This window comes from Defluviicoccus vanus, assembly GCF_014672695.1.
In the GTDB taxonomy this organism is placed as follows: Bacteria; Pseudomonadota; Alphaproteobacteria; order Rhodospirillales; family Defluviicoccaceae; genus Defluviicoccus; species Defluviicoccus vanus.
In genome coordinates, this window is record NZ_CP053923.1 from 1,985,563 (window position 1) to 2,005,437 (window position 19,875).

The 19,875-nt window shown below is 64.0% G+C and carries 16 protein-coding genes; 4 read left to right on the plus strand and 12 right to left on the minus strand.

Annotated features, from left to right (window positions below; translation table 11 throughout):
- Position 1: 1 nt before the first annotated feature.
- The 3 genes from HQ394_RS09030 to HQ394_RS09040 form a co-directional block, all read right to left on the minus strand.
- On the minus strand, positions 2-571 hold the full coding sequence (locus HQ394_RS09030) for a DUF1003 domain-containing protein (RefSeq protein WP_190262964.1): 570 nt from the start codon (positions 569-571) through the stop codon (positions 2-4).
- Positions 572-647: 76 nt separating this feature from the next.
- Complete coding sequence (locus tag HQ394_RS09035) at positions 648-1,448, minus strand: hypothetical protein (RefSeq protein ID WP_190262965.1); 801 nt, start codon at positions 1,446-1,448, stop codon at positions 648-650.
- A gap of 54 nt (positions 1,449-1,502) precedes the next feature.
- Positions 1,503-1,832 (minus strand): hypothetical protein, encoded by a 330-nt coding sequence (locus HQ394_RS09040; protein WP_190262966.1) that lies wholly within the window; start codon positions 1,830-1,832, stop codon positions 1,503-1,505.
- 334 nt (positions 1,833-2,166) lie between these two features.
- On the opposite strand from HQ394_RS09040, the gene glgA reads away from it, so the two are divergent.
- On the plus strand, positions 2,167-3,648 hold the full coding sequence (glgA, locus tag HQ394_RS09045) for a glycogen synthase GlgA (RefSeq protein WP_223291978.1): 1,482 nt from the start codon (positions 2,167-2,169) through the stop codon (positions 3,646-3,648).
- 73 nt (positions 3,649-3,721) lie between these two features.
- Here the strand turns inward: glgA and HQ394_RS09050 are convergent, their stop codons facing one another.
- From HQ394_RS09050 to HQ394_RS09085, 8 genes are all read right to left on the minus strand, one after another.
- Positions 3,722-4,618 carry a LysR family transcriptional regulator gene (locus tag HQ394_RS09050; RefSeq protein ID WP_190262968.1) on the minus strand — a complete coding sequence of 299 codons (897 nt, stop codon included), beginning with the start codon at positions 4,616-4,618 and terminating at the stop codon, positions 3,722-3,724.
- Positions 4,619-4,629: 11 nt separating this feature from the next.
- A complete protein-coding gene (locus tag HQ394_RS09055; RefSeq protein ID WP_456151507.1) occupies positions 4,630-5,745 on the minus strand; it encodes a YeiH family protein in 1,116 nt (371 codons plus the stop codon).
- A gap of 110 nt (positions 5,746-5,855) precedes the next feature.
- Positions 5,856-6,581, minus strand: coding sequence for an MBL fold metallo-hydrolase (locus tag HQ394_RS09060; protein WP_190262969.1), 726 nt, complete (start codon positions 6,579-6,581; stop codon positions 5,856-5,858).
- Positions 6,582-6,591: 10 nt separating this feature from the next.
- Positions 6,592-7,476 carry a serine O-acetyltransferase gene (gene cysE, locus HQ394_RS09065; RefSeq protein ID WP_190262970.1) on the minus strand — a complete coding sequence of 295 codons (885 nt, stop codon included), beginning with the start codon at positions 7,474-7,476 and terminating at the stop codon, positions 6,592-6,594.
- A 29-nt stretch (positions 7,477-7,505) separates the two neighbouring features.
- Positions 7,506-10,283 (minus strand): family 2A encapsulin nanocompartment cargo protein cysteine desulfurase, encoded by a 2,778-nt coding sequence (locus HQ394_RS20765; protein WP_223291980.1) that lies wholly within the window; start codon positions 10,281-10,283, stop codon positions 7,506-7,508.
- 260 nt (positions 10,284-10,543) lie between these two features.
- Complete coding sequence (locus tag HQ394_RS09075) at positions 10,544-11,113, minus strand: helix-turn-helix domain-containing protein (RefSeq protein ID WP_223291981.1); 570 nt, start codon at positions 11,111-11,113, stop codon at positions 10,544-10,546.
- A 232-nt stretch (positions 11,114-11,345) separates the two neighbouring features.
- Positions 11,346-12,800, minus strand: coding sequence for an FAD/NAD(P)-binding protein (locus HQ394_RS09080; protein ID WP_190262972.1), 1,455 nt, complete (start codon positions 12,798-12,800; stop codon positions 11,346-11,348).
- Complete coding sequence (locus HQ394_RS09085; RefSeq protein WP_190262973.1) at positions 12,797-13,981, minus strand: alpha/beta hydrolase; 1,185 nt, start codon at positions 13,979-13,981, stop codon at positions 12,797-12,799. Before HQ394_RS09085 ends, HQ394_RS09080 begins: the two co-directional genes overlap by 4 nt.
- 413 nt (positions 13,982-14,394) lie before the next feature.
- On the opposite strand from HQ394_RS09085, the gene HQ394_RS09090 reads away from it, so the two are divergent.
- Genes HQ394_RS09090 through HQ394_RS09100 form a run of 3 tightly spaced genes read left to right on the plus strand, consistent with a single transcriptional unit; the run spans position 14,395 to position 18,663 of the window.
- Positions 14,395-15,498: an aminotransferase class I/II-fold pyridoxal phosphate-dependent enzyme gene (locus HQ394_RS09090; RefSeq protein ID WP_456151572.1), complete on the plus strand. Its 1,104-nt coding sequence runs from the start codon at positions 14,395-14,397 to the stop codon at positions 15,496-15,498.
- Positions 15,499-15,533: 35 nt separating this feature from the next.
- On the plus strand, positions 15,534-17,948 hold the full coding sequence (locus HQ394_RS09095) for an FtsK/SpoIIIE family DNA translocase (protein WP_190262975.1): 2,415 nt from the start codon (positions 15,534-15,536) through the stop codon (positions 17,946-17,948).
- Positions 17,949-18,003: 55 nt separating this feature from the next.
- Complete coding sequence (locus HQ394_RS09100) at positions 18,004-18,663, plus strand: LolA family protein (RefSeq protein ID WP_223291982.1); 660 nt, start codon at positions 18,004-18,006, stop codon at positions 18,661-18,663.
- A gap of 102 nt (positions 18,664-18,765) precedes the next feature.
- Here HQ394_RS09100 and HQ394_RS09105 read toward each other — a convergent pair whose 3' ends face one another.
- On the minus strand, positions 18,766-19,758 hold the full coding sequence (locus HQ394_RS09105; RefSeq protein ID WP_190262977.1) for a 2-hydroxyacid dehydrogenase: 993 nt from the start codon (positions 19,756-19,758) through the stop codon (positions 18,766-18,768).
- Positions 19,759-19,875: the final 117 nt, after the last annotated feature.

The following is a 19,875-nucleotide window of genomic DNA, read 5'->3' on the forward strand; positions in this document are numbered from 1 at the left end:
CTCAGGACTTGAGCATCGGGCGCTCCCCAACGCTCTCGGCCAGTTGCGTCAGGAACTGATTCTGTTCCTGCTGCAGTTCGATCAGCTTGGCCAGTTGCTCGACGCGCACAGCGTCCAGCTTCTCATGCAAACGCATGATCTCCAGTTCCGCCTTGAGATTGACCTCGTAATCGTGCGCCGCGGCGAGCCGGTCCTTATCCGACTGCCGGTTCTGCGACATCATGATGATCGGCGCCTGAATCGCCGCCAGCATGGACAGGATCAGGTTGAGAAAGACAAACGGATACGGATCGAAGGGCTTCCCAACCACCAGCACCACCGTGTTGATGAGTGCCCAGATGACCATGAAGCCGGCGAAGATCAGGATGAACGTCCACGAGCCGCCGAACTCCGCCACCTTGTCGGCGAGACGCTCGCCCAAGGTCATCTGCTGATCGTGGTCGCGATTGATGTCGCGACTGATGTGGCTGTGCTCGGCAATGCGGGCGAGGACGCGTCGCTCCCGCTCCGCCAGTCCGTCGAGCCCTCGATGCAGCAGCCGCTCGGCCAGATGGGTGACTTGCTCGTTCATGTTCGCATTCCGCATAGGCATGAGTCCGCCCCGCGTGGGCATCAGCACGGCCGCCGCAGCCGTCGTGCCGTGGATGTCACTTGGCGATGGTAATGGGGATCCCGATCTGATTGACCTCGGTCACCGTCGCTTGGAACAGCTCGTAGAGAATGGTAAACGCCAATTTGTCCCAACGAGAGGTGCCGACGGAATAGAAGCGTCCCAAATATTCGATCGCGCGGTCGCTGTCGGTGGGGCGATCGTCGGTAACACGAATATCCAGTGTGTTGACAGGGTTGCGCCTTTCGTCGATCGGCCCGCTGCGTGGATCCGGCGTGACGCCTTCTTCGGGAAATTTCTCGATGCTCTTGCCGACGAAGTCGAGAATGGCGAACAGGCTACGCAGCTTGAATGCGCCGCGAATCTGGAACGGCGCCCCCAACTCGCCGCTGCGGCCGGGAATTTGCCCATCGCGAACGTCGACGAAGACGAAGTTCTCAGGATAGACGGAAGCTACTTCGTTGAGTTCCTGCCGCTCGGCGTTGGTCCGGCGGATGTCCCGGTCGGTGATCACCACCCGCCCGCGCACCCGCCGCGTCAGGGTGAAGGTGCCGTCCGCATTCTGCCGCCAGGAGAGGTTGTTCTCGAGCGCCTTGGTAATGTCATCGGTGCTGGGCTGCGACCTGACGCGATCGAGGATCACCTGCTCATAGGTCAGGACGCTTACGTGCAGTCGGCCGGCGTCCTGCAATGCCCCCAGATGCAGGACAATCTGGCGAAACCTGTGGAACTGTGCGCGTTCGGTGATTTTATTGAAGTAGAACGCCTCCACCTGATTGTTGGCGTCGAGCACCTCGATACCGTCGGCCATCAGGCGGCTCAGCAATTCGATGCGCACCCCTGAAAGCCGAAGAAGGCGAAAACGTTCTCGTTAAACGGCTGGAGAACCCGTTCAGTGAACTCCTTGCCGGACATGGGCAAGATCGAAAAGGTAGGATTCTCCGAGGCGCGCGACTCCAGGCTGAGGGACAGCAGGTCCGTCCCCCGACCCTTCGAACACCGAACCGCCGATGCTGCCGCCGGTCTCGAAGTTGAAGGTAGCGGCGATGCTGGAGGTGACGGTGAAATGCGGTGGCCGATCGTCGCTCAGCCGCGCTACGTTCAGCAGCAAGATGTCCTGATCCAGTTGCCCCACCGTTTCATCGTAACCGAGAACGGATTGGCGTAACGCCGGTGGGCCAACGCAGCCCCCGAGCCCAAAGAGCGATACAACGATCGCCACCGCACATGCACCTCGCATCGCCGCCCCCATATCCCGGCGCCCGCCGTCGCGGGCACGTATCCGTTGCGGTGCCACGTCTTTCGCCGTGCCTGCGGAGTATGGGCGGAACCCTTGTTTGAGGCAATTGACGGATTGCGAGCGCACACTGTCCGGAGAGCCTGCCGGTCCACGGCGCTGGGCGTGCGGACGAATTGAACTGTATGAGGACATACGGATAGCTTAGCGTTAACGTGCGAGGATCACGCTGCGCGGCAACTGCGGCGATGGGGTGTGCCAAAGGTATGGGGGAGTCCCAACCTCCTCTGGCCGGCAGCAAATGAGCGGAGAACCGCGTGTGGGCACAGCCATGAAGATCGCTTTCCTCGCCTCGGAGGCGGTGCCATTCGTCAAATCTGGTGGTCTTGCCGATGTGGCAGGGGCCTTGCCGAAGGCTATGGCGGCGCGCGGGCACGAGGTTATCGTCATTCTGCCCAAATACCAGATGATCAACAGTGAGCATTGGCGGCTAGAGCCGTTCATCAATCCGCTAGGTGTGTGGATGGGAGACGGCGAAGAGTGGTGCTCGACCACCACATGCCCGGTTGGTAACGTTCGTTATTATTTTATAGAGTCGAATAAATATTTCGATCGTCATGGAATTTACCATGATGCTGAATTTGAAGATTATCGAGACAATGCGCGTCGTTTTGGTTTCTTTACCCGCGCAGCTCTGCAGCTCTGCCGCGATTCCGGCTTTGCCGCCGACATCATCCATGCGCACGATTGGCAGACGGCGCTCGCCCCCGCCTACCTCAAGGTCTGGCATTGGGATGATCCGGTGATCGGGCGCGCGGCGAGCGTGCTGACCATTCATAACATTGCCCATCAGGGCAAGTATGACCGCGCCGATTACGAGCATCTCGGCCTGCATTGGCACAACTTCACCGCCGACAGATTCGAGGATTTCGGCGGCATCAACATGCTCAAGGGCGGTATCTATTTCGCCGACATGGTGACGACGGTTAGTCCTACCTACGCCGATGAAACCCGCGGCGAAGTGGGAGGCAACGGCCTCGGCGAGGTGCTGTGCAACAAGGGTGACCGCTACTGGGGGATCCTCAACGGTGCCGACTACGATCACTGGGACCCGGCAATCGATCCGCTGATCCCGCGCCAGTATCGCCCACGTGCCAAGACCGGCAAGCGCATCTGCAAACGGGCACTGCAGGAGCGGCTCGGTCTCGAGCCTGCGGCGGACATCCCGCTCATTGGCGTTGTCGGCCGCTTCGTCGATCAAAAGGGCTTTGACCTGCTTGCGGAGTCGATCGAATGGATCATCGGCAGCATGCGCGTGCAGATCGCCATTCTCGGCGCCGGCGAGAAAGAACTGGAGTGGACCTTCGGGCCGTTGCCGGGGCGCCACCCCGGCCGGATAGGCAGCTACATCGGCTATAACGAGGAACTGGCGCACTGGATCGAGGCCGGCGCCGACTTCCTCTTGATGCCGTCGCGCTTTGAGCCATGCGGCCTCAACCAGCTTTATTCGCTGAAATACGGCACACTACCGATCGTCCGCGCCACCGGCGGGCTGAACGATACCGTCATCCAATACGACGAGCGCACTGGCGAGGGCACCGGCTTCAAGTTCCTGCTGCCCACCGCCCAGGCGGTCTACGACACCGTCGGCTGGGCGGTGAGCACCTACTACGACCGGCCAAAGCACATGAAGAAGATGATCGCCGCCGCCATGGCCGAGGACTTTTCCTGGAACCGCAGCGCCGCCGCCTACGAACACGCCTACGCCAAAGCGATCGAGATCAGGCGCAGCGGCGCGTGAGCCAACCGCATACGGCAGGGCGGCTGGCTGCAACGGGGCGGTGTCGGCGACAGGAACCAGGCCGAGACAAGATTCATGCGTTTTGGCGATCGGCGGTCACCAGGGCCAAAAACTCGCGCTGCGCCCGGGTGACGTAGCGTTCCTTATGGCGCAGGGCGAGGAACTGACGGCGGGGCAGTGGCAACGGTACCGCTGCCAGCGTTCCCGCCCGCAACGCACTCGCCACCACAAGCCCTGACATCACGGCAACCCCCGCCCCGGCCTCGACCGCAGCGCGCACCGCCTCGTTCGACGGTAGCTCGAAGACCACATCGAGCCGGTCTGGATCGATACCGGCGGCGATCAGCGTCACCTCGAACAGCGCCCGTGTTCCCGAACCGCGTTCACGCAGGATCCACCGACCGAACGGCACGTCGCGCACCAAGTCGGGCGGATGCTGCGTCCACGGATGACCGGGCGGAGCGACCAGCACCATGTCGTCATCGGCGATGGCGATCACCGCCAGGTGCGGATCGTCGACCGTACCTTCGACCAGCCCCAGGTCGGCCGCNNCGCCGGCGCGAACATGCGCCGCCACCGTCTCGGTGTTGCCGATGTCCACCGCCACCGTGACATGAGGGAAGCGCTGGCGGTAGCGATGAACGACGCCGGGAAGCCAGTAGTTGGCGACGGTCTGGCTGGCTGCGAGGCTGAGGGAACCGCGCTTGAGGCCGGCGAGATCAGCGAGTACCGCCTCGGCGGCGGCGGCCCGCTCCAGCACCGCCTTCGCTTCGACCAGGAACAGCCGGCCGGCTTCCGTCAGCACGATCCGCCGGCCGATCCGGTCGAACAGCTTGGTCTCATAGCGCGCTTCGAGCGCCGCGATCGCCGCACTCGTTGCCGACTGGGTCAGGTTCAGATCCCGCGCCCCTTGGGTGACGTGTTGGCGCTCGGCAACGGCGATGAAAATGCGAAGCTGCTCGAGCGTCATCAAAGCCTTCCTCAGGCGGTCATCGTCACCAGCATGAGGCTGAACAGGGCGATGAACAAGAAGGCGGCGAGGCCCAGCAGCAGCGGCCGGAGCCCCTTGGCGCGCAGCCGGCGGATATCCGTCTCCAGCCCCATCGCCGCCAGCGCCATTGCCAACAGGAACGTGGTGGCGGGAACAAGCACCGCCTTGGCGTCGGCGGGGATGGTGACCACGCTGTTGAGGCCGACGAGGGCGACGAAGCCGAGGACAAACCACGGCATCGGCGCACCACCATGGCTATGGCTCTCGGTGGTGTGACGGGCACGACGCGATGCCATCGCGCCGAGCGCGATCACCACCGGGGCCAGCATCATCACCCGTGACAGCTTGGCGATGGTGCCAAACTCGCCCGCCTGTCTGCCATCCTGGAACGACGCGGCGACCACCTGGGCGATTTCGTGGATCGACGCACCCGCCCACAGCCCGAAGGCGTGCGGATCGAGGTGGAGGAGCCCCGGCAGCAGTGGATAAACGAACATCGCGATCGAACCGAAGACGGTCACGCACGCAACCGCGTAGGCGACGTCCTCATCGGACGCACGGGTGACGGTATTGGTGGCGATGACCGCCGAAGCACCGCAGATCGAGGTTCCAGCAGCAATCAGTTCGCACAGCTTGCGCTCGACGCCGATCAACCGGCCGAGCCAAGTGGTAAAGACGAAGGTGGCGACGAGCGTCAGCGCGATGACAGCGATGCCCCTCGCCCCCACCTCGGCCACCTGCGCTGCGGTGAGCTGCAAGCCGAGGAGGATGATGGCAAACCGCAGCACCCGGCGCAGCGAAAAGGTGACCCCGGNCTTGGCCCGTCGCGGCGTGCCGATCAGGTTATGAAAGGCGATGCCGATGACGATGGCGAGGATCATCGGGCTGAAAATGCCGACACCGGGAATCTGCCGCAGCGCATACGCCGCCCCGGCGATCGCCGCTGTCAACAGTACGCCGGGGAGGATGCTTGCAGACCGGTGNNCGCCGTGGCGGCGGCAGAAGGATGGGCGACCGGCAGCGGCCGGCTCTCCATCGAAGGTGGCAGATCGTGAGCAGGCGTAGCAACGGCAGGCATGACCGAACTCCCCAAAAGCTCGGCACACCTTCGCACCTGCACATTGATCAGTCTAACGGATCGTATATGTGATTTTGTTCGTTGAAAACGAACGATCGCCGCGCCACCCGGCTCCCGTGCGCGCTACGCCAGGGAACATCAGCCGATAGCCCCGTGTTTGCACGCCATCTCACCGCCGCAACAGCGATTGGCAACGACGGCGGTGTTGATTTGATTCGGCAACGGAAGATTGAGATTGGTCATGATGGCAATGAACTCACCCAGCGTTTTGCCATCGCCAAGACGCGGATTGCGCAGCCGCTCCTGACCGACGGAGCTGACCCGCCGCTGGTTATAGTCGTGCCCCGGGTAGACGAGGGTGTCGTCCGGCAAGCTCAGGATGCGAGCGTGTACCGAGGCGTAGAGCGCCGCTGCGTCGCCACCCTGCAGATCGGTGCGGCCACAACCCTCGATAAGCAGCGCGTCGCCGGAAAACAGCATTGGCGGGGCGCGATCGGCGAGAAGGTAACAGGCACTGCCGACGGTGTGCCCCGGGGTATGCAGCAGCCAAAGCTGCAGCGCGCCCACCGTCAGCGGTTCTTCCTCGCTCAGTTGCACATCGGCACAGGCGACGCCCTCGGCCGCCGGATAGACGACCTGGCAGCCGCGGCGCCGGCGCAACTCCCAGGCCGCTGTCAGGTGATCGGCGTGAACGTGCGTCTCGATGCTGTAGACGAGGCGAAGCCCCAGCGACTGCAACAGGTGTAGATCGCGATCGATCGTCTCCAGCACCGGATCGATCAGGATCGCCTCCCCGGTCCTCACGCAACCGAGCAGGTAGGTGTAGGTCGATGTCTCCGGCTCGAACAACTGACGGAACAGCATCGTTACCGCCTCAGATTTCGTAGTTGCAGGCGTCCCAGGACAGCGCATTGAGGATCTGGTCCATGGTCTGCGATGGTTCGCCGGCGACGACGGCGCCCACTTGTCGCGCCGGCACCCCGGCGACGGTGGCGTTCGCCGGCACCCGACGCAGCACCACCGAGCCGGCGGCGATCCGCGAGCATTCGCCGATCTCGATATTGCCGAGGATCTTCGCCCCGGCGCCGATCATCACCCCGCGGCGAATCTTCGGATGACGGTCGCCCGATTCCTTGCCGGTGCCGCCCAGGGTGACGTTCTGCAGGATCGACACATCGTCATCGACGACCGCGGTGGCACCGACGACGAGGCCGGTGGCGTGGTCAAGGAAGATGCCGTGGCCGAAACGGGCCTCCGGGTGGATGTCGGTCTGGAAAACGTCCGACGAGCGGCTCTGCAGATAAAGGGCGAAATCCTTGTGGCCGGTCGTCCACAGCCAGTGCGCCATCCGGTGCGTCTGGATAGCGTGAAACCCTTTGAAGTAGAGGAACGGTTCCAGGAAGCGGTCACAGGCCGGATCGCGCTGCATCACCGCGGCAATGTCGGCGCGCATGGCCGCCGCGATCGTGGGATCAAGGGTCACGGCGCGGCGAAAGATGGTCGTCAACAGGCAAAGTGGCACCGTGTCGTTCTTCAGTCGGGTGCCGATGCGATGGAAGACAGCCTCCTCGAAGGACGGCTGGTTGATGATCGACTCGAAGAAGAGGGACGCCAGCATCGGTTCCTGCGCCACCGCGTCTTCCGCCTCGCGCTGCAACTGCAGCCACAGCGGCTCGTTGTCGTCTTTACGGCTGCCGACGCGAGTCTCGGCAAGCTCCTCACCAACGACGGCCAGATGGGAGAGTGTGGAGCGAAGCATGGCGTCCCGCCTTTCCGAAGGCTGTTGCATCAATCGAGGACCGGGCTGCGGCTGGCTATCCGCTGCAGGGCGGCAGTCAGCGCGTCGATGTCAGCGGACGTGTTGTAGAAGGCCAGTGACGGCCGGACGGTGCTCTCAAGACCGAAGCGGCGCAGGATCGGTTGGGCGCAATGGTGCCCGGCGCGCACGGCGATACCCTCCTGATTGAGAGCGGTGCCCACGTCCTCACTGCGGAAGCCATCGAGGACGAAGGAGAGCACAGCCGCCTTTTCTGCAGCGGTGCCGATCAGCGTCAGCCCCGGCACCGTCTTCAGCCTGTGGGTCGCGTAGGTGAGCAGGCTGTGCTCGTAGGCGGCGATGTTCTCCAGGCCGATCCGCTCCACATAATCCAGCGCCGCCCCGAGACCGACGGCATCGGCGATATTGCCGGTCCCGGCTTCGAAGCGCTGTGGTGGCTCCTGGTACTCGGTCTTATCGAAGGTAACGTCCCGGATCATGTTGCCGCCCCNCTGCCAGGGGCGCATGCCTTCCAGGACCTCGCGTTTGCCGTGGAGCACGCCGATCCCGGTGGGGGCGAAGATCTTGTGACCGGAGAAAACGAAGAAGTCGCAGTTGAGGCGTTGCACGTCGGTGCGCAGATGGGAGACCGACTGGGCACCATCAACCAGGACCTTGGCGTCGTATCGCTTCGCCATCTCGATCATCCGCGCCGCCGGGGTGACCGTACCGAGCGCGTTTGAGACTTGGGTGAACGCCACCAAGCGGGTGCGCGGCCCTAGCAGCCGCTCGTACTGATCAAGCAAGACCTGACCTCGGTCATCCACCGGCACGACCTTGAGCCTTGCGCCGGTCTCCTGACACAGCATCTGCCATGGGACGATGTTGGCGTGATGTTCGAGCCAGGTGATGAGGATCTCGTCGTCGGCGGTGATGTTCTGCCGCCCCCAGGTCTGGGCAACGAGGTTGATCGCTTCCGTGGTGCCGCGGGTGAAGACAATCTCCTCCACCGAAGACGCATTCATGAAGCGACGCACCTTCGCCCGCGCTTCCTCGTAGGCATCGGTGGCACGGGCCGCCAGCGTGTGCGCCGCCCGATGGATGTTGGAATTTTCGTGCTGGTAGAAATGAACCAGCCGGTCGATGACGAACTGCGGCTTCTGGGTGGTGGCACCGTTGTCGAGCCAGATCAGCGGCCGTCCGTTGACCTGTTCCTGCAGGATCGGGAAGTCGCGGCGGATGGCGTTGACATCGAAGGGCGGGTGGGCGCTCGCGGGCGACATGGCGGTGCCGGGCGCGGCAGAGAGACCCGACAGCGCCGGGGCGGCACCGGCAAGCACCGGTGCAAGCAAGCTACGTAGCTCAGCCTCCCAGGGTAACGGCACCGGTGAAACCCTGGTTCCCCGGGTCGTTGCCGCTGCCGTCTCGGGTGTGGCGGCGGGCGGCACGGTGGATGCCATTCCCCCAGTCGCGTCCTGGAGGAAGTAAGGAACACCGCCACCGGCAGCACCGCCCGCGCTGGGTCGCGCTACGGTGGTGCCGGCCAACCGCGGGCCGAGGATCGAGCGCAACTCCGCCTCTCCTGGCAACGGCACCGCCGCCGGCGTCGTTTTCAGCAGGGCGGGGGTGGCAACGATGGCAGCTGGCGCCACCACGCTCTCCGCTCCTGGCGGAACTGTGCCCGTTGGCAGCGGTGCCGAGGCAGAGCCGCTGGGTGGGGTAGACAACATGGCGCTGCCAAGGCTGGCAATCAGCGCCGCCGTAGCCGGTGAAGCAAATGCATCGGTGTCGGCAGGGAAAGCTCGCTCGGCAAGGAAAGCTTCCGGGGCTGGGACGCCCGGCCCCCGCCGGCGCGACGGTAATCCGCCGCGCGCCTGCATCATGACCCAGCTCAGCTGTAGACATGGTACTGATCCAANCTCGACGTTCTCGAGCACGCCAAGCGCATCTTCCGTCAGCACCGCCAGCGAGCAATACAGAGAGACGAGGTAGGAGGCGATGGCCTTGTGGTTGATGCCCATGAAGCGGACCGACAAGCCCATGCCCTGCTCGCCCGGCAGATTCGGCTGAAACAGCCCGACGACACCCTGACGCGCCTCGCCCGTCCGCAGCAAGAGAATGCTGGTCTTGCCGTCGACGATCTGCACCTTGTCGGAGGGAACCAGTGGCAGGCCGCGCCAGGTCAGGAACGACGAGCCGAACATGGTGACGGTTGGAGGCGGCACGCCACGCCAGGTGCACTCGCGGCCGAAAGCGGCGATCGCCTGTGGGTGAGCGAGAAAGAATGCCGGCTCCTTCCAGACTTTGGCAATCAGGTCGTCGAGATCGTCCGGCGTCGGCGCACCCGCACGGGTGCTCAGTCGCATCGATGGCGCGGTGTTACTCAGCAGGCCGTATTCAGCGTTGTTGATCAGCTCGCTTTCCTGCCGCTCCTTGATCGTTTCGATCGTCAGGCGCAGCTGTTCGGCAATCTGATTGTAGGGTGAGCTGTAAAGATCGGATACGCGGGTGTGGATATCGAGAACGGTATTGACCGCACTCAGCATGTACTCGCGCGGGTTCTCTTCGTAGTCAACGAAGGTCTGCGGCAGATCTTTCTCGTCGCGGGTGGAGCAGTCCACCGCCACGTTTGAAGCGTCCTTGACCTTGTTCAGTCGGAAGATGCCGGCCTCGACCGGAATCCATTGCAGGCAGTGCACCAGCCAACGCGGCGTAATGCTGCCCATCTGTGGGGCGGTCTTGGTGGCGTTGGCCAGCTGCCGCGCCGCCACATCGCCGAGGGCGGAGTGGATGATCGGATCATTAGGCATGCGAAGGTCTCTTTTCTTGGTGGTGCAGAAGATAAATCATCAATTTATGATGCACATCTTCAAGTAATGCACCAATAACAGAAGACTCTGTAAGGTTGGCAACGGAGCGGTAAAGCAACAACACGCAACATGCCGATCGCGCTTGCGGGCGGATTATCAGCAAATGGATTTTTAGGCGCAAGACAGCTCACGATCCGGCCGACCTTTTCCTCCAATAAAACAGACGATCGTCTGTTTTATTCGTTTTCCGTAAATGCAAATTATTTACTGTTCACAAGGTCGCTATAGACGATGACCAGATACATGACCGCCTCGTGACTGCCGCCATTCCGATACGAATGCGGAACATCCGCCTCGAATAGGATCGCATCGCCGGCAGCCAGCCGATGACGCTTTTCCCCAACATCCACCTCGATCGCGCCACGTTCGACCACCAGGTTCTCGATCGTGCCGACCGGATGCGCTGGCGCGGCCTCGATACCGCCAGCCGCAAGGCGCAGGTGATAGAACTCCACCCGCCGGTGAACGTGGGGTGGGAACAGCGCCCGCGAGGCGAAAGCGCCATCGTGGGACATCAGCACCTTGGCGTTGGCGGCGCGGATGACCGACGCAGCCTCAGCCTGCGCATCGACGGTGAACGCGGCAAACGGGACGTCAAGCGCCCGGGCGACCTTCCACAGCACACCGATAGACGGCACGCTGCGTCCCAATTCGATCTGGCCAAGCATCGCCCGACTGACACCCGAAGCGGCAGCTAGACGGCTGAGCGAGTGGCCCCGCTGGGTGCGCAGGCGCCGCAGGTTGCGGCCGACGACGTCGGCCAGATCCATCTCCTCCTCAGCCGCCACGTAACCACGCGCCGACGCTGCCGCCAGAGGTGCCCCCAGGGGCGCCCCCAGAGGTGCCGTTGACGACTCTGAGTCCGGTCCAGCTTGCGAGGCGAGCGGATAAGCAGGAAACTCCACAGGCTGGCCAGTGCGTTTGTTTCGATGGTCGCCGTCCATGACGTGCCCTTCTGCTTGTCGCTCACTCGACGCTACCACCCGTCCGGACAGGTCCGGATCAGGCGGCAGCGGGCGGACGAATGTTGCGTCCGGCTCCGGTCTGGCTCAGCGCCGACCTGCCGAAGATCAGGTTTTCGATCACCTCGCGTGCCTGACGGGAAATTTCCGGCACGCCGACAATATCGCCGCAGGCGCCGCGACTGAGTGGCCCGATCACATGGACACCAACGGTTTCGCTGCCCGCGTGGACAAGAGCGTTGTTGCGACCGACGACAAAGCCGAGCCGCGTCGCATGCGACTGGGCAAGACGGCGGCGCAGCAGCGCCTGGATGAACGGATTATCGATCTCAGCGACGTTGTGCGTCGGCCCGACGCAGCTGACGACGAGATCGAAATGCTCGTCCACCACCTCTGCGCCCAGGCGTGGGTGAAGGCGGATCGCGACATCGATGCCGTCGGCGTCGGGGCTCGGCCGGGCGGCGATTACCCGACCGGAGCGCAACTGCAAGCGTCCTTCTGTCCGAGCACGATTGACCGTCACCACCACCTGCGGCGCCATCCGATAGCGGTGTGCGTCCCAGAAAATGCGCGCGTGGCGGATCAGACGGCACTGCTCGCTGACCGCGAGACGCCGCCACAACGTCCCACCCCGCTCGCGCGTGGTCAGGATCACCGAATTACATGAGTCTCCGGTGCGAACCGCCGCGGCACACGCCTCGCGCATCAACCGGATCACCGCGCTGGCGGGCGCATCGTCGGGAAGCGACTCGAAGGCAACCGGCGCCTTGGGGCTGTCGGCGTAGGGGCGAGCGAGCAGGCCGCGGCGGGAGATGGCGACAATTTGCCCACGATGCTGCTGCTCTTCCAAGGACGACAGCACGTCACCCATAGTAAGGCCCTGGCCAAGAACGAGGATACGAGCGTCCGGACCAAAGTCGGCAAGGGCGCCGGCATCCCACGGATCGCCCAGCACGCGCCCGGTCGCCATCACCGCCGCATCGCTGAAAGGCCACGGCGGGACGGTGGTGGTATGGCCGATACAGACGGCGACGATATCGACGTCGACGCTGGCACCATCAGCAAGGCGAAGGCGCCATCCGGCTTCGCCTGTACGCTCGATGTCGACGGCAGTGGTACGACGATGGCGCAAGGTGCTGGCCGGTGCTGCGGCGCGGACCGTAGCGTCGAGGAGATCGATCACGTAACGGCCAAAATCGCGGCGCCGCGCGAAAAATANGCCGTCGCCCGCATCGCTGGCGGCATCGCTTCGGTCAAGCCCTTGGCAAAAAAACCACTCACGAAAATGCTCTGGCTGCTCGTCGAACAGCGTCATCCGGTGGGTGGGCACGTTGAGTCGATGCTCCGCGTGCGTCGTCGAATAGGCGAGTCCGAGACCGAGATCGTCGCGCGGCTCAATGATGTCGATCCGCAGCGGCGAGCGCGCAGCACGCAAGGCATGGATGGCGACGATGGCGCCGGTGAAGCCACCGCCAACGATGGCTAACCTGGTCATCGCCCCGCCCTCGCCGCCTGTATTGCGTTTTGGTGTATCGCCACCGGCTGCGTCGGCAGCAGCGGAGCCTGCGCCTGGCTGTTCCGCTCGCGAGCGTGTCCGACGAGGCAACGGCTAGCGGCGAGAGACGACGACCGGCTCGACATACCAGAGAAGGCCTCCGCCAACCGGCGGTGGGCGGTCTGTTGCCGGATGTGGCGCTCCGCCCATCCGGCTACTGACGAGCGATAAAGGTAGCGCAGGGCGTCGGCTGCTTCGCTGACGGCATCGTCAGCGCGACTCACCGCCGACGCCAGGGTGGCAAAGCCGTGCGGCAGATCTGCGTAAACGGAGAGCACGTGCTGGGTGCCGGCGACCCGCAAGCGCTCAGCCAAACGCAGCGTATCATCCAGGAGGCAGTCGAGCCCGGCCCCGATCAGCAGCGTCGGTGGCAGCCCGCTCAGATCCGCGTGGAGCGGTGCCGCATACGGGTTTCTTCGATCCGCCGGATCGGGAACGTATTGCTCCCAGAACCAGCGCATCCGTGCCGTCGTAAGCCCGAACCCGCCGCTGCCGAAGGTTCTGTGTGAGGGTGTATCGAGGTCGTCACTGAACATGCCGTACAGCAGCGCCAGGAACGCAGGCGCGGCCTCGCCGCTGTCGCGCAGCGCGCAGGCGGTCGCCAAGGCGAGATTGGCGCCGGCGGAGTCGCCGATGAAGGCAATCCGGCCCGTCGCGATGCCGAGTTCGCCGGCATGCTGGACGATCCACCGCACGGCGGCGAGAGCCTCCTCCACCTGCACGGGAAAGCGATGCTCCGGCGCCAGGGAGTAACCGACGCCGCATACCGGCATCCGGGCGCGGATGGCAAGATCACGCAGCAGCCGTTCGTGTGTGGTCACACCGTTGAGGACAAAACCGCCACCATGAAAGTACACGGCAAGCGGACTCACCTTTCTGCGGCCTGGATAAAAAATGCGCAAAGGAACCGGCCCCACCGGGCCGGGGATTCTCTGTTCAATGATCCGGTGCAGGCGAGGCAGCGGGTCCTGCCAGTAGCCGTGCCAGGCGAGGGCGTCCTGCCGGGCGCGGGCAAGTGATGTAGCGAGCGGGTCAGCGGGCTGCACGCCGTCGCGTCGTGCCCTCAGGATGGCGCGACGGTATTCATGATTCAACCGGTCGGCGTCCAGAAGGTTCGGCAATGCGGAGCCATCCATCAGCGACGCTCCGGCCAACCGATTGTGGCGACACTCACTTGAGGTGCTGAGACAATCATCGGCGTCCTCCTTCTCTGCCGGCCCGATCCGCACGCGCGGAATTGCCGTGTGATCTTTAATGGCGAAAGCTAATATTAGTAAGTCGATTTAGTCAATAGAGAATAGGATTAATTCGAATCAGCTTTCTCTAACATATTGACAGAACGTGATTTATCCCCACTGCGGAACGCGCTGGCAAAGCCATCTCCGGCTGTGCAGGTGCTGCTCCCACCATCCTTGAGCCGCCGCCGCCTCCCGGCTACGATCGTGCCATGCTCAATCCCCGCCTCGACGCGCTTACCGACTATCCCTTCGATCTGCTGCGGGCCCTGCTGCGTGGTGTTGAGCCACCAGCGGGAATGACGCAGCATTGGCTTTCGGTAGGGGAGCCGCGACATGTGCCGCCGCCTCTGGTGGCCGAGACCATCGACCGCCATCGGGACGACTGGGGCCGCTATCCGCCAATCGAGGGTACGCCGGCGTTTCGCACCGCGGTCGCCGCCTGGCTTGCCCGACGCTACCGTCTGCCGCCGTCTCTGCTCGACGCTGACACACACATCCTGCCGGTGGCCGGCACCCGCGAAGCGCTGTTCCTGATCGCCGAAGTGGCCGTACCACGGCGCAAGGCCAAGGCCAGGCCGGCGGTGCTGATGCCCAATCCCTTCTATCAGGTCTACTATGGCGGCGCGGTGATGACCGGCGGCGAGCCGGTATACCTGCCGGCGACCGCCGCCACCGGCTTCCTGCCCGACCTGGATGCAATCGATCGCGCCACCCTCGACCGCACCGCCCTCCTCTACCTCTGTTCACCCGCCAACCCGCAAGGAGCCTGCGCCAGTCTCGACCTCCTCACCAAGGCGGTAACGCTCGCTCGCCGTCACGACTTCGTCCTTGTCGTCGACGAGTGCTATGCCGAGATCTACGACAAGACTCCTCCCGTCGGCGCCCTCGAAGCCTGCGCCGCCTTGGGCGGCGGCCTCGCCAATGTCCTGGTCTTCCACTCGCTCTCGAAGCGTTCGAGCGTGCCCGGATTGCGCTCCGGCTTTGTCGCCGGTGATGCAACGCTGATCGCCGCCTTTCGCCGCTTGCGTTCCTTTGGCGGTGCCGCGCAGCCATTGCCGGTGCTCGCCGCGGCGACGGCGCTGTGGCAGGACGAGACGCACGTGGCGGCAAGCCGGGCGCTCTACCGCGCCAAGTTCGACATGGCAGCCGCCATCTTCGGCAATCGATTCGGCTTNTTTCGCCCCGCNGGTGGCTTCTTCCTCTGGCTCGACGTGGGCGATGGCGCAAGCGCCACCCGCCGACTCTGGGGCAATGCCGGGGTTAGGGTCCTGCCGGGAGCCTATCTTTCCAAGGCGCAAGCGGATGGAAGCAATCCGGGAGCGTCCTTTATCCGCATTGCCCTGGTGGATCAGCCGGCGGCGGTAGAAGACGCTTTGAGGCGGATTGAACGCCACTTATAAGCATTCTATCTGTTCATCGTCGAGAGTATACGAGGATGCTGCGTACCGGCACCCTGTCGATCCTCCCGGCCGGCACCGCAGTGTTCATGCGGCGGCGGCTGGCTGAGGTCGGTGGTCTTGCGATTCTCGTCCTGGCTGCGCTGCTGCTGGCAACCTTCGTCAGCTACGATCCAGCCGATCCCTCTTTTAATAATGCCACCGGCGCAGTTGCCACCAACTGGCTTGGCCGTCCGGGTGCGCATATCGCCGATCTCTTCCTCCACAGCTACGGTGCCGCGGCGTTGCTGGCGGTGGTCGGCTTGGCCGGCTGGGGCTGGCGACTGTGTCGCAAGCTGTCGCTGACCCGGCCGGTTCTCCGCGCGATGGCGCTGCTGCTGGCCGTAGCCCTGCTTGCTGTCGCCCTGGCCTCCATCCCCGCGGTTCCCGGTTGGCCACTGGTCGCTGGCACCGGCGGTGCCATCGGTGCTATCTGCCTGCGTGCGGTGCAATGGCTCCTTGGCTCCTCCGCCGGTGGTTTCGACCCCAGTGCGATCACCGCCATATTCGGTGGCTTGGCAACCGTCGCCTTCCTTTACGGCTCGGGCCTCTCCTTCAGCGATTGGGGCATTCTGTGGCGCGCTCCGGCCCGCTCGCTGGCCGCGGCCCGCGGTCTCGCCGCCCGCGGCGCCGAGGCCAAGCGAGACATCAGCGGCTGGGCCCAGGCGTTGCGCGCACGGTTCCGTCGCCGCACCGATAAGGCGCCCGAAGACGATGACGACGGCGATTATGAGGACGGTTATGAGGACGCCTACGCGGATGGGAGCGACGTTGACGCATCGATCAAGGCGCCGTTAACCGAGGAAGGGATCGCGCAGCGCAGCGGTCCCGAGGTGATCGTTACCCCGAGGCCGCGGCCAAAGCGCGATCGCAAGGGCGGTGCGACCCAGGGTCGCCTCGACTTCGATCAGCCGCTCCGCTATCGGCCGCCGGCGCTCGATCTGCTGAAGCCGACCGCCGTCAGCGTCGTCGGCGACGGTCTCAGCCGCGATGCGCTGGAGCAGAACGCACGAATGCTGAAGACGGTGCTCGACGACTTCAGCATCCGTGGCGAAATCGTCAAGGTGCGTCCCGGCCCGGTGGTCACCCTTTACGAACTGGAGCCGGCACCAGGCACCAAGAGTTCGCGCGTCATCGGCCTCGCCGATGACATCGCCCGCTCGATGAGCGCCATCTCCGCCCGCGTCGCTGTGATCCCGGGACGCAACGTCATCGGCATCGAACTGCCCAATCAGCGGCGCGAGACGGTGGGGTTGCGCGAATTGCTGGCGACGGAGGCCTTCGAGCGGTTCGGTGGTCAGCTCAGTCTCGCCCTCGGCAAGGACATCGGCGGCGGATCAGTCATCGTCGACCTGGCACGAATGCCGCATCTCTTGATCGCCGGCACCACCGGCTCCGGCAAGTCGGTGGCGATCAACGCGATGATCCTGTCACTGCTGTATCGGGCGACTCCCAGCGACTGCAAGTTCATCCTCATCGATCCGAAGATGCTGGAGCTATCGGTCTATGACGGGATCCCTCACCTCCTGACTCCGGTGGTTACCGAACCGGGCAAGGCGGTGGTGGCGCTGAAGTGGACGGTGCGCGAAATGGAGGAGCGCTACCGTGCCATGTCGCAGCTCGGCGTCCGCAACGTCGCCGGCTTCAATCAGCGCATCGCCGAAGCGAAGCAGAAGAACGAGCCACTTAGCCGCCGCGTCCAGACCGGCTACGACGACAACGGCCAGCCGGTATTCGAGGAGCAGAACCTGCAGCTCGAACCGCTGCCGCTGATTGTCGTCGTCGTCGATGAGATGGCCGACCTGATGCTGGTCGCTGGCAAGGATATCGAGGCCGCGGTGCAGCGGCTGTCACAGATGGCACGTGCCGCCGGCATTCATCTGATCATGGCAACGCAACGGCCCTCGGTGGACGTCATCACCGGCACCATCAAGGCCAACTTCCCCACCCGCATCAGCTTCCAGGTCACCTCGAAGATCGACAGCCGTACCATTCTCGGTGAGCAGGGAGCGGAACAACTGCTGGGTCAGGGCGACATGCTGTTCATGGCCCCCGGCGGCCGGGTGACCCGTGTGCACGGCCCCTTCGTTTCCGATGCCGAGGTGGAAGCGGTGGTCGCCCACTTGAAGGCGCAAGGCGAGCCCACCTACATCGAGGCGATCACCCAGGCCGAGGACGAGGACGGCGAATCCGGCTTTGCCAGCGAAACCGAGGAGCAGGACGAGCTTTACGACGAGGCGTTGGAAATCGTCCGGCGTGACCGCAAGGCGTCCACCAGCTTCATCCAGCGGCGCCTGCAGATCGGCTACAATCGCGCCGCGCGGATCGTCGAGCGCATGGAAGCCGAGAACATCGTCTCCAAGCCGGACCGGGTCGGCCGTCGCGAGGTATTGCTCCGCGGCGACGACGACTGATCCTGTAACACTGAGTGCAAGTCCCGGCGGCTTTGCATTATCGGAAGGACGCACCATGGACTTGCGACGTGGCCTGTTAGCTTTGGCAGTGGCGGCACTGCCGCTTCTGCCCGGCGAAGCGAGCGCTACGATTCCGTCGTCGCTGCAACTGACGGCGGAGACACGCCAGGAGCTGCAGGACATTCAGGCCTACCTGAACACCATTCGAACGGTTGAGTCCGACTTTCTGCAGACATCGTCGAACGGCGAGCATGCGTCAGGGCGGCTGTACATGTCGCGGCCTGGCAAGCTCAGGGTCGAGTATACGCCACCGCCGGCGATCCTTGTCGTCGCCGACGGTACCTTCCTGATCTATTACGACAAGGCGCTCGATCAGGTGAGCTACGTGCCGCTGAGTGCGTCTCCGGCCGGCATTCTCCTCGACAAGCGGATCAACCTCGACGATCCAGCCCTAACCATCACCGACGTCGTTGATGATGGTGACACGGTTCGCATCAGTGTCGTGCGCACCGAAAGCGCCGGCGATGGATCGCTGACGCTGTTTGTGACCAAGTCACCCTGGCAGCTTTCCGAGTGGGAAGTCACCGACGCCCAGGGAATCACCACCCGGGTGACGCTGGCCAATCCGGTCTTTGGCGGATCGTTGAATGCGAAGCTGTTCGAGTTCCGCAATCCCCGCATGCCAGGGGAAGGCGATTATCCCTCCGGTCGCTAAAGCGTGTCGTCAGGCGTTGATGGAGGAATAGGCTTCGCGGCAGGCGGGCCCGGTCGACAGCCATTCGTAGCCGCCATCTTTTGCCGCGACTGACGACAGGTCCTAGAAGCCCAAATCTTCGGGCAGCACCCGGTTTGGCGGGCTGTGGCCGTCGCAGAAGCTCTTGATGTTGATGATCACGCAATCGCCCATGCCGATGCGGCCCTCGGTGGTGGCCGAACCCATGTGCGGCAGCAGCACCACATTGTCGAGCTGCAGCAGCTTCGGGTTCACCGCCGGCTCGTTCTCGAACACGTCCAGACCGGCGCCGGCGATCTCGTGCGCCCGCAGCATCTTCACCAGCGCGAGTTCATCGATGATCTCGCCGCGCGCGGTGTTGACGATGAAGGCGTGCGGCGGCAACAGCTTCAGCCGCCGCGCCGAGAGCAGGTGATAACTGGCCGGGGTATGCGGGCAGTGGACGGTGATAATGTCCATCCGCGCCAGCATCTGATCGAGGCTCTCGTGGTAGGTGGCCTCCAGCTCGGTCTCGATCTCCGGATGCAGACGGCGGCGGTTGTGATAGTGAATTTTCATGTTGAAGGCGCGCGCCCGGCGCGCCACCGCCTGACCAATGCGGCCCATGCCGACGATGCCGAGCCGCTTGCCGGAGACCCGCTGTCCCAGCATCCAGGTGGGTGCCCAGCCGGTCCAGTGACCCTCCCGCAGCACCCGCTCGCCTTCGGTGAGCCGGCGCGGCACGGCGAGGATCAGCGCCATCGTCATGTCGGCGGTGTCCTCGGTGAGCACGTCCGGCGTATTGGTGACGACGATGCCACGCTCGCGCGCCGCCCGCAGATCGATGTGATCGAAGCCGGTGCCAAAGTTGGCGATCAGCTTCAGTCGCTCTGCGGCGGTGTTGATGATCACCGAATCGATGCGGTCGGTCACCGTCGGCACCAGAACGTCGGCGACCTGCGCCAGTTCCAGGATCTTGTTGCGGCTCAACGGCTCGTCGGAGAGGTTGAGGCGCACGTCAAACAGCTCCATCATCCGCGTCTCAACGACATCGGGGAGCTTTCGGGTTACAACGACGAGCGGTTTTGCTTTGGGCATGCCGGTCCGTGAGCGGCTTATCTCGAAATGTTATGCGGGGTTAGCAGGCTCCTGGGTGCCTGTCCAGCAGAGCTACGATATGATGGTGACGTAAGCGTGATATAGTAAGTTTTTGGC

Bases quoted from the DNA above. Each gene is read 5' to 3' on its own strand.
- cysE (WP_190262970.1), bottom strand. From the start codon at position 7,476: ATGCTTCGCTCCACACTCTCCCATCTGGCCGTCGTTGGTGAGGAGCTT.
- HQ394_RS09075 (WP_223291981.1), bottom strand. From the start codon at position 11,113: ATGGATCTGGCCGACGTCGTCGGCCGCAACCTGCGGCGCCTGCGCACC.
- HQ394_RS09100 (WP_223291982.1), top strand. From the start codon at position 18,004: ATGGACTTGCGACGTGGCCTGTTAGCTTTGGCAGTGGCGGCACTGCCG.
- HQ394_RS09095 (WP_190262975.1), top strand. From the start codon at position 15,534: ATGCTGCGTACCGGCACCCTGTCGATCCTCCCGGCCGGCACCGCAGTG.
- HQ394_RS09060 (WP_190262969.1), bottom strand. From the start codon at position 6,581: ATGCTGTTCCGTCAGTTGTTCGAGCCGGAGACATCGACCTACACCTAC.
- HQ394_RS09030 (WP_190262964.1), bottom strand. From the start codon at position 571: ATGAACGAGCAAGTCACCCATCTGGCCGAGCGGCTGCTGCATCGAGGG.
- HQ394_RS09105 (WP_190262977.1), bottom strand. From the start codon at position 19,758: ATGCCCAAAGCAAAACCGCTCGTCGTTGTAACCCGAAAGCTCCCCGAT.